General features: G+C 39.9%; 14 protein-coding genes, 2 tRNA genes and 1 other RNA gene. 8 read left to right on the top strand and 9 right to left on the bottom strand.

What is annotated here, in order from left to right; translation table 11 throughout:
* Positions 1-47 precede the first annotated feature (47 nt).
* Together RICGR_RS04585 and RICGR_RS04590 are read left to right on the top strand one after the other, a co-directional pair.
* Positions 48-722 (top strand): response regulator transcription factor, encoded by a 675-nt coding sequence (locus tag RICGR_RS04585; protein ID WP_006035890.1) that lies wholly within the window; start codon positions 48-50, stop codon positions 720-722.
* Entirely contained in the window at positions 722-2,134 is a 1,413-nt protein-coding gene (locus RICGR_RS04590; protein ID WP_006035536.1) for an ATP-binding protein, read from the top strand. The genes RICGR_RS04585 and RICGR_RS04590 overlap by 1 nt, the downstream gene beginning before the upstream one ends.
* Here the strand turns inward: RICGR_RS04590 and RICGR_RS04595 are convergent.
* Together RICGR_RS04595 and RICGR_RS04600 are read right to left on the bottom strand one after the other, a co-directional pair.
* Positions 2,121-3,665 carry a hypothetical protein gene (locus RICGR_RS04595; RefSeq protein ID WP_006034763.1) on the bottom strand — a complete coding sequence of 515 codons (1,545 nt, stop codon included), beginning with the start codon at positions 3,663-3,665 and terminating at the stop codon, positions 2,121-2,123. The two genes, RICGR_RS04590 and RICGR_RS04595, sit on opposite strands and share 14 nt — an antisense overlap.
* Positions 3,666-3,777: 112 nt before the next feature.
* Positions 3,778-5,433 carry an AMP-binding protein gene (locus RICGR_RS04600; protein WP_006034939.1) on the bottom strand — a complete coding sequence of 552 codons (1,656 nt, stop codon included), beginning with the start codon at positions 5,431-5,433 and terminating at the stop codon, positions 3,778-3,780.
* 96 nt (positions 5,434-5,529) lie between these two features.
* Here RICGR_RS04600 and minC point away from each other — a divergent pair, with 96 nt between their 5' ends.
* The gene (gene minC, locus RICGR_RS04605) at positions 5,530-6,243 is read left to right on the top strand and encodes a septum site-determining protein MinC (protein ID WP_006035077.1); all 714 of its coding nucleotides are present in this window, start codon (positions 5,530-5,532) and stop codon (positions 6,241-6,243) included.
* 65 nt (positions 6,244-6,308) lie between these two features.
* Here minC and RICGR_RS04610 read toward each other — a convergent pair whose 3' ends face one another.
* Positions 6,309-7,895 carry a peptide chain release factor 3 gene (locus RICGR_RS04610; RefSeq protein ID WP_006035858.1) on the bottom strand — a complete coding sequence of 529 codons (1,587 nt, stop codon included), beginning with the start codon at positions 7,893-7,895 and terminating at the stop codon, positions 6,309-6,311.
* A 150-nt stretch (positions 7,896-8,045) separates the two neighbouring features.
* Here RICGR_RS04610 and RICGR_RS04615 point away from each other — a divergent pair.
* The 5 genes from RICGR_RS04615 (at position 8,046) to recR (ending at position 11,070) form a co-directional block, all read left to right on the top strand.
* Positions 8,046-8,135, top strand: a tRNA-Ser gene (locus RICGR_RS04615).
* Between the two features lie 13 nt (positions 8,136-8,148).
* Positions 8,149-8,246: signal recognition particle sRNA small type (gene ffs / locus RICGR_RS07715), an RNA gene on the top strand.
* A 49-nt stretch (positions 8,247-8,295) separates the two neighbouring features.
* A complete protein-coding gene (gene dnaX, locus RICGR_RS04620; protein WP_006035174.1) occupies positions 8,296-9,867 on the top strand; it encodes a DNA polymerase III subunit gamma/tau in 1,572 nt (523 codons plus the stop codon).
* A 228-nt stretch (positions 9,868-10,095) separates the two neighbouring features.
* On the top strand, positions 10,096-10,437 hold the full coding sequence (locus RICGR_RS04625; protein WP_006034810.1) for a YbaB/EbfC family nucleoid-associated protein: 342 nt from the start codon (positions 10,096-10,098) through the stop codon (positions 10,435-10,437).
* 36 nt (positions 10,438-10,473) lie between these two features.
* Entirely contained in the window at positions 10,474-11,070 is a 597-nt protein-coding gene (gene recR / locus RICGR_RS04630) for a recombination mediator RecR (RefSeq protein ID WP_006036014.1), read from the top strand.
* On the opposite strand, the gene rplT is transcribed toward recR, so the two are convergent.
* The 6 genes from rplT to uvrB form a co-directional block, all read right to left on the bottom strand.
* Complete coding sequence (rplT, locus tag RICGR_RS04635; RefSeq protein ID WP_006035105.1) at positions 11,067-11,423, bottom strand: 50S ribosomal protein L20; 357 nt, start codon at positions 11,421-11,423, stop codon at positions 11,067-11,069. The genes recR and rplT overlap by 4 nt on opposite strands.
* Before the next feature lie 33 nt (positions 11,424-11,456).
* On the bottom strand, positions 11,457-11,651 hold the full coding sequence (gene rpmI / locus RICGR_RS04640) for a 50S ribosomal protein L35 (RefSeq protein ID WP_006035173.1): 195 nt from the start codon (positions 11,649-11,651) through the stop codon (positions 11,457-11,459).
* A 45-nt stretch (positions 11,652-11,696) separates the two neighbouring features.
* The gene (gene infC / locus RICGR_RS04645) at positions 11,697-12,203 is read right to left on the bottom strand and encodes a translation initiation factor IF-3 (RefSeq protein ID WP_006035951.1); all 507 of its coding nucleotides are present in this window, start codon (positions 12,201-12,203) and stop codon (positions 11,697-11,699) included.
* An 86-nt stretch (positions 12,204-12,289) separates the two neighbouring features.
* Positions 12,290-14,218: a threonine--tRNA ligase gene (thrS, locus tag RICGR_RS04650; RefSeq protein ID WP_006034664.1), complete on the bottom strand. Its 1,929-nt coding sequence runs from the start codon at positions 14,216-14,218 to the stop codon at positions 12,290-12,292.
* Positions 14,219-14,233: 15 nt separating this feature from the next.
* Positions 14,234-14,308, bottom strand: a tRNA-Val gene (locus RICGR_RS04655).
* A 101-nt stretch (positions 14,309-14,409) separates the two neighbouring features.
* Positions 14,410-16,419: an excinuclease ABC subunit UvrB gene (uvrB, locus tag RICGR_RS04660; protein WP_006035446.1), complete on the bottom strand. Its 2,010-nt coding sequence runs from the start codon at positions 16,417-16,419 to the stop codon at positions 14,410-14,412.
* Between the last annotated feature and the right edge of the window lie 34 nt (positions 16,420-16,453).

Here is a 16,453-nt window from a genome sequence, read left to right on the forward strand (position 1 = left end):
GCATTCAAAATGCAGTTAACTATAAAAATAACAATAATGAGGAAACTATGCGCATTCTATTAGTTGAAGATGATGGATCATTAGGTGACGGCATTCAAAAAGGGCTAAAACAATATGGTTATACGGTTGATTGGCTGACTGATGGCCAGACCGCATTAAGTTCTATCAAAACAGAATCGTTTGATGTCATTTTACTTGACTTAAATTTACCAAAACTATCGGGCTTAAGTGTTTTACGCGAAGTACGTGCAGCAGGTATTACAACCCCTATACTTATTCTCACTGCACGTCAATCCGTTGAGGATAGAGTAAAAGGTTTAGATAGTGGTGCTGATGATTATTATTCGAAGTATTATTTTGATTTAGATGAACTGTCTGCTCGAATACGCGCGTTACAACGACGTTCTTCTAACAATCGTGCTTCTCCTTTATTAACGTATCGCGATATCGAATTAAATCCCAGTGCATTTACCGTCACACTGAAAGGACAAGTGGTCAATTTATCGCGTCGTGAATTTAGTTTATTGCAAAAATTATTAGAAAATGCGGGGCATGTGGTTTCTCGGGATTCACTGAATCAATGTCTTTATGGTTGGGAAGATGATATTGATAGTAATACACTTGAAGTCCACGTCCATAATCTACGAAAAAAATTAGCTCATACACACTTTATTCGGACCATCCGTGGTGTGGGTTATATGGCAGAGAAGGAAAATAATTAATGTTTACTATTTTTTCGATTAAACGCTTTTTATTCTCCAATCTTGTTAGCATTATTATCCTTGCTATCTTAGGTACTGCTTCTGCGACCTATTATATCGATGACGAAGTGATCAATGCCGGCTTAGATAATTTATTAGTCGAAACGGGTTGGCTTCTTAAAACGATCACGAATAATCCACGTTTTTTGACACCCTCAATGCTTAATGTCATTCAATCCCAACTCAATATTGGCGGTATTTTCAAAAAAAATGCGTCCTACTCGCTTTTAAGCAGCACTCAGCACACTCAAAAACAATTGCGTTATAAATTCCAATTGTGGGATGAAGATAATAAGTTATTATTAAGCTCAGAAAAAACACCCACACAATCGTTTATCAGTAAACCCGGGCTAAACGATAAGATGATCAATGGCCAAAAATGGCGTACGTTTACCATCTATGATAAGAAACACAGCGTTATCTTAGTGCTCGCAGAACAATACGCTGCGCGCGCTACATTCATTAATGACATGCTCATTCGAGATATTTCGCTCACACTCTTCATTTATCTTCTATCCGGGCTCCTCATTTGGCTCGCTATCGGCCGAGGCTTAAAAAGTATCCGTTTTTTTGCTAAAGAAATGGCTGAAAGAGCTGTTGATCACCTTGACCCAGTGGATTTAAATGAAGTTCCTGCAGAAATAAAACCTTTAGTCGATGAGCTCAATAAACTTTTCTTCCGTTTACAACAAGCATTCGAACGCGAACAACGTTTTGCAGCAGAAGCGGCTCATGAACTGCATACGCCACTTGCTGCTTTAAAAACACAGGCACAAGTCGCACTCAAAACAACCAATTCAGAAGAATGTTACTTAAATTTAAAACAAGTCATTGCCAGTGTCGATCGTTGTTCGCATGTTATTCAACAATTACTGACGTTGTGCCGGTTGAGCCCTGAAACGATCTTGCCCGAACACTTTACCCACGTCGATTTATCATGCATAGCAACGGAAGTCATTGCACAATTAGCGCCAAACGCCGTCCTAAAACGAATCGAAATCGAATTAGTGGCCAACGATTCCGATTATATGTTACTCGGAAATACAACGGGCTTGCATGTCTTAATTCGTAATCTCGTTGACAATGCTATTCGTTACACCCCTACCGAGGGCATTATTAAAGTCCTTCTCATGAATACGGATAATTCCGTTATTTTGCACGTTATAGATAATGGACCTGGCATACCTGATAAATTGCGTACGCGCGTATTTGAGCGTTTTTTCCGTGTCTTAGGAACTAACACGCAAGGCAGTGGCCTAGGCCTTGCCATTGTAGAACAAATTATAAAATTGCATAAGGGCTCAATAAGTTTAGATACACCTCCCGATCACATTGGATTACACGTTGAAGTTCGGTTTCCTAAGAAACGGTAGCCTGTTGTAACAGGGGACTTCTATTTTGTTTTTCAGGTCGGTTGTCTTCATCAACTGTGCTAAAAAATCTGTACATTGAAGAAATTGAAGCATTCGAACGTTGGATTTCTTTTGTAGATACTCGAGTCGATTCAAACGCTTCGGATTGTTCATCTTCAAAATCTGAAGAAAGAAATTCCATTTCATGAATTTCTTCGCTTAAATTTTGAGCAACCTCTTCAATATGCTCAATTAATTGATACATATCGTCCGCTAAACGGTTCAACACGACCGTTTTGGTAAAATTTCTTAACTGTGCGGTGTGGTTTCGTAACTCAGTTAATTTTAAATCTAAATTTTTAATAAGCATTTTTTTAGATTTAAGTCGCTCAACACCGCTCGTTGAACGCTCAGAAATATTTTCTTTATCTTGTAAAATAATTGCAATATCGTTAAAACGTAAATTTTCAGCCAGTTTATCCCTATCGAGAATAAAAATAGCATCGTAAAGTATATTTTCAAAACTATTTAAAAGTTCATAGTAATTCGCTGTATTTTCGCCGTCATGATATGACTTTTCCCAACGAGCTCTATGGTGTTCATAACAAAATTTCAAATAATCTATTTTTTCGGTAAGATACTCATCGCTACAATAAAAATTAATACTAAATAAATCTTTGTTTAAAATATGCATTCTTTGCATAATTTTTTCAATTAAATTAAGAATACCGTTTACTCTTCCCTGATGGTGATATGAATTTTCCTTTAAATAGTTTTTAATTTCTTCAACTTTATTCTTAAATGAAAAAATATCAACCTTATATGCATAATCTCTTAACGCCGCCAATGAAAAACTCAAAAATCTTTTTTCTTTCGAATCGGTAAAAAAACTTATTCTTTTACTTAAATAATCTAAAAGAACATCAGTATCTAAATGATAGTGCCCATCCATTTTAAAGTCTTTAAACGTATAACAAGGTTTTTTTTTATAATGCTCCCATTGATCATCCATTTCATTTTGATTGAGTGGTAAATAATCTTTTACTAATAAGTCTTTTTTTAAAAATTTATCCATAATCATTTCTAAAGCATCATAAAATTCCTTATTTTTATGTGGCCGCTGAATCCGTTCCACTGCATTTTTAATTTTTTCAGTATCAGGTAAATTTAAGAGCGTTAACTTCGGCTTAAAAAATAAAAAAATAAAAAATTGTAAAATACGAATAATCCACCAATCAGATTTTAAATGTTTATTTTCAATATATTCAGGAAACATTGCCTCTATAAAATCTACGGGCTCTTTATAACTCTGAATAGCCAATATCAAAAAAAATTTGAATGCTTCGGCTTGTTTTTTATTATTTGGTATCGTTTCCTTATCTAGATTTTCTAAAAAATAGGAAATTAACTGACTATCTATTTTATTTATTTCTTTAAAAAAAACGTCGGTTGCGTTTTTAATACTGAGCGTATATGAAAAATCAGATTCGTTAATCTGTGTTAACGATCGATTATAGTGACATAATGCGTTATTAAATTGTTTAATATCCATAAATACCTTTATTTATTATTTTTTAATGGGTATTACGTGAACAGAGTAGATTACTTTTATTAAAAAAAATTGTCAATTAAATAGATAGATTCACTGGTTATTCATAAATCTGTTAGCGTAAATCTTTTTTTAAAATTTTTCCTAATGTAGATTTTGGAAGACGATTTAAAAATACTATTTCGCTCGATAATTTATAGTCCGTTAAAGCAAGTCGACAATTTTTTAATACGTCATTGGTCGTTAGACTTTGATCTTTTTTCACAACATACGCTTTAATCGCTTCACCGGTTTTATCAGATGGAATACCTATAACAGCAACTTCTTTTACTTTAGGATTTTGTTGAATAACCTGCTCAACTTCTTCTGGATAGACATTAAAACCGGAAACTAAAATAAGCTCTTTTTTTCGTCCCCTAATAAACACAAAACCCTGATGATCCATACAGGCTAAATCTCCCGTGAGAAGCCATCCATTCGACGTTAATGCATTTTCTACTTTTCCCGTTTGTTCCCAATAATATTTTATTACTTGAGGTCCTCTCACCCACAGTTCGCCTACTTTTCCGAGAGGCACTTCATTTTTTTGATCATCGCAAAGACGAATATCGGTCGACGGAAGTGGCAAACCCACATGATTGCCGGCGACGGCTAAATCCCAAGGTGGTGCACACACCACCGGAGAAGCTTCTGTTAAACCATAGCCTTCTAACAATAATTTCCCTGTTATTTCTTTCCAGGCAATTTTAACGCTGGATTGGATGGGTGCACCACCCCCTAAAGCAATTTTTAAATGGGTAAAATCTAGATTTTTAAATGCGCTTTGTTTTAATAACGCCTTAAACAAGGTATTGACGCCTAATAGTATGCTAAAAGAAGTATTTGAAAGCACTTGAATCAATTGTTTTATATTTCGTGCGTTCGGAACGAGGCAATTATTACCGCCTAAATGCACGCATATCAGTCCATTAACCATCAACGAAAAAATATGATAAAGTGGTAACGTGGTAATAAATGTTTCTTTGCCTTCTTTCAAAAAAGATCTGACCCAGGCACTCAGTTGTTGTATATTCGCAAGTAAATTGCCGTGCGTTAACATAGCCGCTTTAGGTAATCCTGTTGTACCACCAGTGTACTGTAAAAAAGCAAGATCATCCTGCTGAATCGAAATAGGTGATACCGTTAAATGTTGGCCTATTTTCAAAGCGGTTAAAAAATCAATAACATACGTCGCTTTATAATGTTGCTTTTGATGTTTCATCAGCCACCACGTGGATGTATTCACTATCCAGCTTTTTGGCCAAGTCAACAGATCACCTAAACGGGTTGTAATCACATAGTCTATCGACGTATTTTTTATCGCATCCCTTATATTCTCGAATAAATGACTTAATACAATGAAGACTTCAGCACGTGAATGATTTATTTGTCGAGTCAATTCGAATGGGGTATAAAATGGATTAACCGAAATGATTGTTAATCCTGCTTGGAGCGCTCCAAAAATAGATATCATATATTGTGGACAATTAGGTAACATGAGGGCAATTCTTGTTCCTTTATTTAATTTTAATTGCTGCTGTAAAAAAGCGGATAGGTGATGACTTAAATCAGCCCATTGTTGATAGTTAATGGTTTGTTGAAAAAAACTTAACGCGGGTTGTGAAGAAAATTTTCGGCATGCCTGCGCAAAAAATTGATTCAGCGAATGATACGCCTGTAGATTAATCTCAGCGGGTATTTGTTGATAACGATTGAGCCAAATTTTTTCCATTCTTCTTCCAATGAAAGGACGACCATTCCCTATTTTAGTTTTAGTATATAATGCTTGCTTTATTTCGACATTTTATAGCCATCAGGTGGACCAATTATGCACAGTTTGGTAGGAACGTCACAAGAAGCGTTTAAATTAAAAGCGAGTTTATTTACATTAACTACATTTCATTTACTGAGCACTGATACACAACGTATTCACCAACAATTAAAACCCTTAGTCGAACAAACACCGCGCTTTTTTCAACAATTACCGATTATATTAGATTTATTTTCTTTACCGACAGGATCGGTTGATTTTCCGGGCCTCATTAGTTGTTTACGGGGTTACGGATTAATTCCTGTCGGCATACGGGGTGGTAACGCAGAACAACAAACGTTTGCGATCCAATCCGGTCTGGCTATTCTGGCTAATATAAAAACTGAATCAACACCGGATACTTCACATAAGCTCAATTCCGCTCCGTCTGCCATCCAGTCTAAATTGATTACTCAGCCTGTACGTTCTGGCCAACAAATCTACGCAAAAAATAGTGATTTGGTTGTCATCGCCTCGGTGAGTCCCGGAGCAGAACTGCTCGCTGATGGTAATATCCACATTTATGGAAAATTAAAAGGTCGAGCCCTTGCCGGTGTTACAGGAAATCAACAGGCACACATTTTTTGTCAAAATCTAGAAGCCGAACTGGTTGCTATCGCCGGTCATTATTGGTTAAGTGAAGACTTGCAGGATTTGCAAGGAACAATGAATAAAGGCAGTGTGCATATCTCTTTAGAACAAGAACGATTACACCTTAAACCACTGATTTAAGTATTTTTTATTTTTCACCCACGCACGATTTCAAACCTGTGCGTTATGGAAACGGCCTTGCACTTCTAAACTTCCTTTAATTGTGAAAAATAAAGAGCAGGCCAGCGTTCCATCATAAGGCTCAAATTAACGTGGCTTGGCGCTAAATAAATTAAGTTTCCTTTGACATCATGAGCTAAATGAGACGCAACGCTATTTTGAAAGACGTTTAATTGCTGCGTATTCTCTGCGCTGACCCAGCGTGCTGCAACGTAATGAACCGCTTCATAATCACATTCTACTCTATATTCGTGTTTTAATCGGTAAGCCACAACATCAAATTGTAACGTACCTACAGCGCCTAAAATTAATTCGTGTGTGTTCAACGGTTTAAAAATCTGTATCGCGCCTTCTTCAGACAATTGCGTTAACCCTTTTAATAGGGCTTTTGATTTTAAGGGATCTTTTAAACGAACCCGTTGAAATAACTCCGGAGAAAACGAAGGAATACCGGTAAACTTTAAATTTTCTCCCTGTGTGAATGTATCACCTATCTGTATCGTACCGTGATTATGTAAGCCAATGATATCGCCTGGCCATGCTTCCTCTGTTCGCGCCCGGTTACCTGCCATAAACGTTAACGCATTGTGCATCGTGATTTGACGCTGCATCCGAACATGAAATAGTTTCATACCCGGTGTGTATTTTCCAGCGCATATTCGCAGAAAAGCAACCCGATCACGATGTGCAGGATCCATATTGGCCTGAATCTTAAATACAAACCCACTGAAACTAGCTTCTGTGGGGTGTACACGTCGAACATCAGATTCTCTGGGTTGCGGACAAGGCGCATATTGAACAAATGCTGCTAATAATTCTTGTACACCAAAGTTATGAATTGCTGAGCCAAAAAAAACAGGAGTGAGTTTTCCTGCTTGATAAGCCTGCGCATTAAACTCGGTACTCGCTCCCTGAATAAGCGCCAATTCGTCTTTCAATGCATCGAATAAATCGCCCACCCGTTCTTTGACATGAGGTTGATTTATCCCTGTGAAACATTCATTTTTTCCACGCTTTAAATGACTGGACGGCGCATAAAAACAAATTTTATCTTTTAATCGATGATAAATGCCTTTAAATTGTCTTCCCATGCCGATAGGCCACGTCATGGGCGCACAAGCAATCCCTAACGTGGATTCAATATCATCTAATAATTCAATCGGCGTACGGGCTTCTCTATCCATTTTATTAATAAATGTTAAAATAGGGATTTTGCGTAAACGACAAATCTCTAATAATTTTTTTGTTCGCGGTTCGACGCCTTTCGCTGCATCAATAACCATTAATGCGGAATCAACCGCCGTTAAGGTGCGGTAAGTATCTTCAGAAAAATCAGCATGGCCCGGCGTATCGAGTAAATTAAAAACGCAATTTTGATAGGGAAATTGCATCACTGAAGTCGTCACTGAAATTCCTCGCTCTTTTTCTAAAGCCATCCAGTCCGAGGTCGCATGATGTGTAGCTTTACGTGCTTTAACAGTCCCTGCACGTTGAATCACCCCTCCCCATAACAAGAGCTTCTCTGTCAATGTGGTTTTACCTGCATCCGGGTGAGAAATAATGGCAAACGTTCGCCTCGATAAAATATCGATAGGGTATAGTGCATTGGACATAGACAACACCTCAATTCAATGCGTTTACGAATCATTTTTAAAAGGGTTGTTATTGTATACGAAATTTTGTTACTGTCTTTATCTTTCACTGAAATCCTGATAATGCTAATTGCCAAATGACGTATTCTAGTTTACCCTGGCAATTTTTTAGGAGAGGTGTCCGAGCGGCTTAAGGAGCACGCCTGGAAAGTGTGTGTAGGTTTATCCCTACCGCGGGTTCGAATCCCGCTCTCTCCGCCAACAATGGTGGTTATATCGGTCCCTTCGCAGCGTAATGTCAGCGAACCCCGTCAGATCCGGAAGGAAGCAGCGGTAGTTGTCCATGCGGGTGCCGAGGTGTGGCTGGTATAACTGCCTCCATTAAACATTAACGCTCTGCCAGTCGAGTCAAGGGGTTTTTATGAGTTATCAAGTCCTTGCGCGAAAATATCGGCCTCAGTCATTTGACGAGTTAATCGGTCAGGAATCAACGTGCCGCATTCTAAAAAATGCTTTGCGTACACAGCGCATTCATCACGCTTATCTTTTTACAGGGACACGGGGTGTTGGAAAAACGACTTTAGCCCGTTTACTGGCTAAATGCTTAAATTGTCAAACACAGATTACACCTGAACCTTGTAATCAATGTATTTCATGTCAAGCGATTCATGCAAACCGTTTTACCGATCTTATTGAAGTGGATGCAGCATCACGCACTAAAGTAGAAGATACTCGTGATCTACTGGCTGACGTCCATTACACACCCAGCCAAGGTCGCTATAAAATCTACCTTATCGATGAAGTGCATATGCTTTCTTCACATAGCTTTAATGCGTTATTAAAAACGCTCGAAGAACCTCCGCCCCACGTTATTTTTTTGCTCGCGACGACGGATACACAACGTTTACCTGCAACAATACTTTCACGCTGTTTACAGTTTCATTTAAAAACGATTACCACTGTACAAATAAGTAACCAGCTCGCCAACATTTTAAAAAAAGAAAAGATACCTTTCGAACCTGAGGCGCTTGCGCCTCTCGCACAAGCGGCACAAGGCAGCTTACGTGACGCATTGAGTTTATTAGATCAAGCGATCGCTTATACCAACCAAAATCTGACAAAACAGGATATTAATACGTTACTGGGCCATGTCGCTCACAGCGAAATAATACAGTTACTTGACGCATTAATTTTAGAAGACACCGCCAAACTGTGGTCTTTAGTCGAACAATTCAGTGAACTCGGTGTCGATTTTTCATGTGTGATGGATGAGCTTCTCACTTGCTTACATCAGATGGCATTGAGTCAACGGTTTAAGACAGAAGTCAACTATACACAGACTATTATTGACTTCGCTCAAACGCTTTCACCGGAAGCTATCCAACTTTATTATCAAATTGTTTTATTCAGCCGGCGTGATATAACACTCGCACCGACGCCACGACTGGGTTTTGAAATGATGTTACTGAGGTTACTCGCATTTAAACCCGCAGGAGATGATTCGGAGATTAATCCGATAAAATTAACACAAACCAGGACACCCGCACCCGAAAAACAACCTATCGCCACGCACAAAACAGACAAAACCATCCTACCTAATAATGAAAAAGATTTACACTGGCCCACACTAATTGCGCAATTAAAATTAACGGGGTTAACCCATGCTTTAGCGCAGCAGTGTGCCTTACAAAGCTATCACAATAACCATGTTTCTTTATGTCTCGACCCGCGACAAGCGGCGCTACGGAGTGCTAAGCAAGAAACAAAATTAGCACACGCACTTTCGGAATATTTTAAAAAACCCATAACCTTATCAATCGGTGTGGGCGATACCTCTCTATCAACGCCCGCGCGTCTAGAACAACAACATCAGTCACAACGTTTAGAACAAGCAACCGAAGCGTTGCAAAACGACCCGACGCTCCAAGCAATTATGCAAACATTTGATGCCAAATTACAGCCGCAATCAATTCAAATCCTGGATAAAGAGTGAATCACTTCTTTATATACCCATTGCACTTCAAGATTCGAACAAGTATCTTAACAGAACGTCCATTTTCTGATGGAACTTTTTTAGAACGAAGCGCGCTTCGTTGAACACGCGTCCAATGAGGTATGGCTAATGCCCTGTAATGGATTTATTTTGATTCAACGGAACTTCTTACATTGAACTCTCGCATGAACGCGACGAGTCAGGTTATCCTACAAAGAGGAAAATAAAATGAATATGAAAGTTGATTTAGACACACTTTTAAAACAAGCACAAGACATGCAATCTAAAATGCAATCTGCTAAAGCTGAGCTCGATCAAATCGTGGTCACTGGAGAAGCAGGCGGAGGTATGGTTCACGTTGAAATGGATGGTCAACATCGGGTGAAATCCGTTTGGCTGGATCCCGCCTCATTAAAGGAGCCCAAAGAATTTATAGAAGAGCTCCTTGTTGCTGCATTTAATGCTGCGCTTAAAGATATTGAGAAGGCATCGCGTCAAAAATTAAATGATTTAACCAGTCTTATGCAAGCTAAATTCAGTGATGATATGATATCAACCACAATCAAATAAGCAATTTATTCCGCACAAAAATTAGGTGTCATCGATATGGCCTTTAGCCCTTTGATCTCACAATTAATTTCGCAATTTTGCTGTTTGCCTGGAGTAGGACCTAAGTCTGCCCAGCGTATGGTTTTCCATTTGCTTGAGAAAGCACGTGGGGACGCGTTAACGCTCGCAAAAATGATTACGCAAACAGTCCAAGAAATTGGAAATTGCGAACACTGTAGAAACTTAAGCGAAACACCTATTTGTGCATTATGCTCAAATCCAAATCGAGAACGTCGCTTACTGTGCGTGGTAGAAACGCCCGTTGATGTACTTGCTATCGAACAAACAGGCAGCTATCGCGGTTATTATTTTGTCTTAATGGGCCGATTATCACCCCTGGATGGTATAGGCCCTAAAGAACTGGGTATTCACTATTTCATTCAACGCATTAATACCCAGCTACCACAAGAAATCATTTTAGCGACGAATCCTACCGTAGAAGGCGAAGCAACAGCTCACTATCTCACTGAGCTTATTAAACAAAAAGGAATTAAGTTAAGCCGCATTGCACACGGCGTCCCATTAGGAAGCGAGCTGGAATTTATCGACAACCATACACTCGCCCGATCCCTAACGTCACGTGTAACGATTTAGGCTAACGCTTGTTTGGCTTTTTCAACGAACTGCGCAAATGCGGCTTTATCCGTCACTGCTAAATCCGCTAAAATCTTACGATCAACCGCTATTTCTGCCTTATTAAGACCCGCAATCAAGTGACTATAGCGCATTCCCTGCTCACGTGCTGCCGCATTAATACGCACAATCCAGAGTGCACGAAAATCGCGCTTCTTTTGCTTTCTGTCACGATACGCATACTGACCCGCTTTTATCACGGCCTGCTTTGCTGCCCTGATAATTCGACTACGCGCGCCTCTATAACCCTTGGCTGCTTTTAATATCTTTTTATGTCGAGCTCTTGCTGTTACCCCACGTTTTACTCTTGGCATTCTCTTTAACCTCTTTTAATTAGCCTTTATTCTCTAAGACCCTCGTAATAGTCGTTCCACCGCACAGACATCACTTTGATCGACTAAATGGGTATGCCGCAAGTGTCGCTTACGTTTACTGTCTTTCTTCGTAAGAATGTGATTATGGTGCGATTGCGCACATTTATAACCTTGCGCTGTCGGTTTAAAGCGTTTTGCAGCACCTCGGTGACTTTTTAATTTGGGCATAAGCGTGTACTCCGCATGACTTCTATTCAATAATTTATCGTTCTTTTAGCTATTTCGTTTTTTGGGGCTCACGACTAACACCATCTGTCGACCTTCCATCTTCGGTTTATCGTCAATTGCTGCATAAGCCGCCAGATCCTTTTCTAAGCGCTCAATCAGTTTAGCGCCTAAATGTAAGTGAGCAATTTCACGTCCCCGAAACCGTACTGTAATCTTCGCTTTATCACCTTGCTGTAGGAAGCGTATTAGGTTGCGCAACTTAACCTGATAATCACCTTCTTCGGTCACCGGTCGAAACTTCACTTCTTTTAATTGAATACGCTTTTGTTTTTTCTTTTGCGCTGTTCTTTGTTTACTTAATTCAAAAAGATATTTACCATAATTCATGATCCGACAAACGGGAGGGATTGCTGTCGGCGCAATTTCCACGAGATCGAGACTGGCCTCTTCCGCTTTCCTAAACGCATCATTTAAGGAAACCACGCCTAATTGTTCACGATTCGCACCAATTAGTCTTACTTGAGATGCGCGTATCTCGTGATTTACCCTCACCTTTTTCGTATGGCTACCTTGGCTACCTGACTTCGGTTGAAACCCGCCTCCTGGTCTTTGCTGAATAACTTTTACTGTACTGATAATTAATTCTCCGTATTGATTCGACTCTTCGGCACAATAGCCTGCCGAATCTCTTTATAAAACTTCGGGACCGACATACTACCCAAACTATCCCCTGTTTGTCTACGTACCGTCACTTGTTTTGATGCGACTTCCTGATCGCCTATCACGAGCTGATAAGGAATCTTCTGCAAACTATGTTCGCGAATTTTAAAGCTGATTTTTTCATTTCTCAAGTCCAATTTAACGCGCAGCGCTAACGCCTCTAATTCCTGAGCGATTTCTTTGGCATAATGATGCTGTTTATCCGTAATGGTCATAATAACTATCTGGGTCGGCGCTAACCAAAGCGGAAAATGGCCTGCATAATGTTCAATTAATATCCCTATAAAGCGTTCTATAGAGCCTAAAATAGCACGATGCAACATCACGGGAACGTGGCGTTCGCCACGTTCATTGACATACTCGGCGCCTAGCCGTTGTGGCATTGAAAAATCGACTTGCAGGGTTCCGCACTGCCAAATACGGTTGAGGGAGTCCTTTAAAGAAAATTCTATTTTCGGCCCATAAAAAGCCCCTTCACCGTGAGCATAGGTCCATTCCAAACCCTTCCTTGCATCTAAAGCAAGCGCTAAGGCTTTTTCTGCTTTATCCCAGCTAGCATTAGAACCCACACGCGCTTCTGGGCGCGTTGCTAATTTAAGGATAACGTCATTAAAACCAAAGTCTGCATAAACGTTATAAAGTAAATCAATAAAAGCAGATACTTCGGATTGGATTTGATCTTCTGTACAAAAAATATGACCATCATCTTGAACAAATCCACGAACCCGCAGGAGACCATGCAATGCACCTGAAGGTTCATTACGATGGCAAGAACCAAATTCAGCTAAACGTAAAGGAAGATCACGATAGCTTTTTATCCCTTGGTTAAAAATTTGGATATGGCCCGGACAACTCATCGGCTTAATCGCAAATTCAGTATTTTCAGTCACTGTCGTAAACATTTCTTTAAAGAATTTATCCCAATGACCTGATTTTTCCCACAGTTGGCGTGCTAATAATTGAGGTGTTTGTATCTCTTGATAGGCCGCTTTTTTCAAGCAAGAGCGGATATACTGCTCAATACGTTGATAAACCGTCCAGCCTCGAGGATGCCAAAAGACCATGCCTGGCGCTTCTTCTTGGACATGAAATAAATCGAGTTGCTTCCCTAACTTACGATGATCACGCTTTTCAGCTTCTTTTAAAAGATATAAATGTTCGTTTAAATCTTTTTCGGTGAGCCATGCTGTGCCATAAATGCGTTGCAACATTTCATTTTTTGCATCGCCACGCCAATACGCGCCGGCTACATGCGTTAATTTAAATACTTTAAGTTTTCCGGTACTTGGCACATGAGGCCCACGGCATAGATCAACAAAATCACCTTCACGGTACAATGATAATACTTCTTCTTTGGGAATTGCTGTAATAATTTCTGCTTTATAGTCTTCTCCCAACGCTTTGAAAAACTGAATAGCTTCATCTCGTGGTAACGTTGAACGTTGTATGGGAATATCTTGTTTCACTAATTCCCGCATACGTTTTTCAATGTTTAATAAATCCTCAGGCGTAAAGGGGTGTGATAAGGCAAAATCATAATAAAACCCATTTTCAATAACAGGACCCATCGTGACCTGTGCCATAGGAAACAACTGTTTGACTGCATGCGCTAATAGATGCGCCGTTGAATGCCGAATAATCGTTAATGCTTCGGGATCACGGGCCGTCACTATCCGTAAATGAATATTTTTTGTAATCGGGTACGTTAAGTCGACGAATTGACCATCGACTTCTGCCGCGATAGCCGCTTTCGCCAAGCCAGGGCCCACTTGCTCTGCCACGTGATAAACGGTTGTGTTATTGGCAACAGTACGCTGTTGTGCGTCCGGTAAAGTAATGACAGGCATAGTTCTCTAAAAAATTGGTAGGCACGAGTGGGATCGAACCACCGACCACCACCATGTCAAGGTGGTGCTCTACCACTGAGCTACGTGCCTACAGATTATGAAAGTTAAGTTTTTTTAATGAAACGCGTTGTTCAATTATCTAAAAAAACGAAGAGGGAAAAATAACATTCTTGATTTTGAGACGCAACTATTTAATCGATTCCCATTATTTTTTCTTTCAGTTTTTTTAATTTATCCCGCGTTTCTGCGGCTTCTTCAAATTGTAAATTTTTCGCATAATGAAACATTTCACGCTCTAATTGTTTGATGTGTTTCGCACATTCTTCAGGCGATAATGTCGCGTAGTACGCACGCGCTTCAGCTACGTTCAGTACGCGCTGTTTATGCGTAGACATATCGCTCTTGGCACCTTCAAGAATATCATGAACGGCTTTGGCAATTCCTTTCGGCGTAATATGATGCTTTTTATTAAAAGCCAACTGTTTATTACGGCGTCTTTCTGTTTCGTCAATCGCTTTTTGCATTGAACCTGTTATTTTGTCCGCATACAAAATGGCTCTGCCTTGAATGTGGCGAGCAGCGCGGCCTATCGTCTGAATTAAAGAACGTTCTGAACGTAAAAACCCTTCTTTATCCGCATCCAGAATGGCAACCAGCGCAACTTCTGGCATATCCAGTCCTTCACGAAGCAAATTAATTCCAACCAGAACATCAAACTGACCTAAACGTAAATCACGAATAATCTCAACGCGCTCTACGGTATCAATATCCGAATGAAGATAACGTACTTTCACGTTATGTTCGGCCAAATATTCTGTTAAGTCTTCGGATAAACGCTTTGTTAATGTAGTCACTAAAACACGCTCATTTTTGGCCACGCAATAATGGATTTCAGAAAGTAAATCATCCACTTGTGTAGCTTGGGGCCTTACCTCAATTACGGGATCGACTAACCCTGTGGGTCTAATCACCTGCTCCACAATAGCCCCTGAACGTTCCAATTCATAAGTACTCGGCGTTGCAGAAATATAAACCGTCTGAAAAGCAAAATCAGAAAATTCTTGAAATTGTAAAGGCCGGTTATCCAATGCCGATGGCAAACGAAAACCATACGCCACTAACGTTTCTTTTCGTGAACGATCACCTCGATACATTGCACTCAGTTGCGGAACGGTCACGTGCGATTCATCAATCACGAGTAACGCATCTTTTGGTAAATAGTCCATTAATGTAGGCGGCGGCTGACCTGCATCGCGACCGGATAAATAGCGTGAATAATTTTCTATGCCATTACAATAACCAAGCTCTAAAAGCATCTCGATATCAAAACGGGTTCGTTGTTCCAAACGTTGAAATTCTATTAATTTATGGGCTGATTGTAACTGCGCCAAACGTTCCTTTAACTCCCTTTGAATGGATTCTACCGCACTTAAAATTTTATCTCGTGGCGTTACATAATGTGTTTTTGGATAAATAGTTAACCGGGGTACTCGCCGGTACAATTCACCGGTTAACGGATCAAAAAAACTCAAATGCTCAATCGTGTCGTCCAGTAATTCGATCCGTACCGCTTCTTCAGCGGATTCCGCAGGATAAACATCAATAACATCGCCGCGCACGCGATAGGTTGCACGACGAAAATCAGTATCATTCCGCGTATATTGCAGTTCAGCCAAACGTCTGAGGATAAAACGTTGACAGATCTCGTCACCACGACGTATATGTAGCATCATATCCACATACGTATTGGGATCACCTAAACCATAAATAGCCGATACCGTCGCAACAATAATGACATCGCGACGTTCTAACAACGATTTAGTGGCCGATAGACGCATTTGTTCGATATGTTCATTAATCGCGGCATCTTTTTCGATATAAGTATCCGTTGTGGGAACATACGCTTCGGGCTGATAATAATCATAATAAGAAACAAAATATTCCACCGCATTATGTGGAAAAAAACTCCGCATTTCCCCATACAGCTGTGCGGCTAACGTTTTATTAGGGGCCAAAATAAGAACAGGCCGCTGTATTTTTTGTATCACATGCGCAATACTAAACGTCTTACCCGAACCGGTTACGCCCAATAAAGTCTGGTACGCTAAACCCGATTGCAAGCCCTTAACCAGCGCTTTAATTGCGGTGGGCTGGTCTCCTGCAGGTTTAAAATTTGAAATCAATTCAAAATTTTTAGGCATGTAACATCGCTTTTGCTTCAATAAAAAAGGAACT

This window comes from Rickettsiella grylli (assembly GCF_000168295.1).
GTDB lineage: Bacteria > Pseudomonadota > Gammaproteobacteria > Diplorickettsiales > Diplorickettsiaceae > Aquirickettsiella > Aquirickettsiella grylli.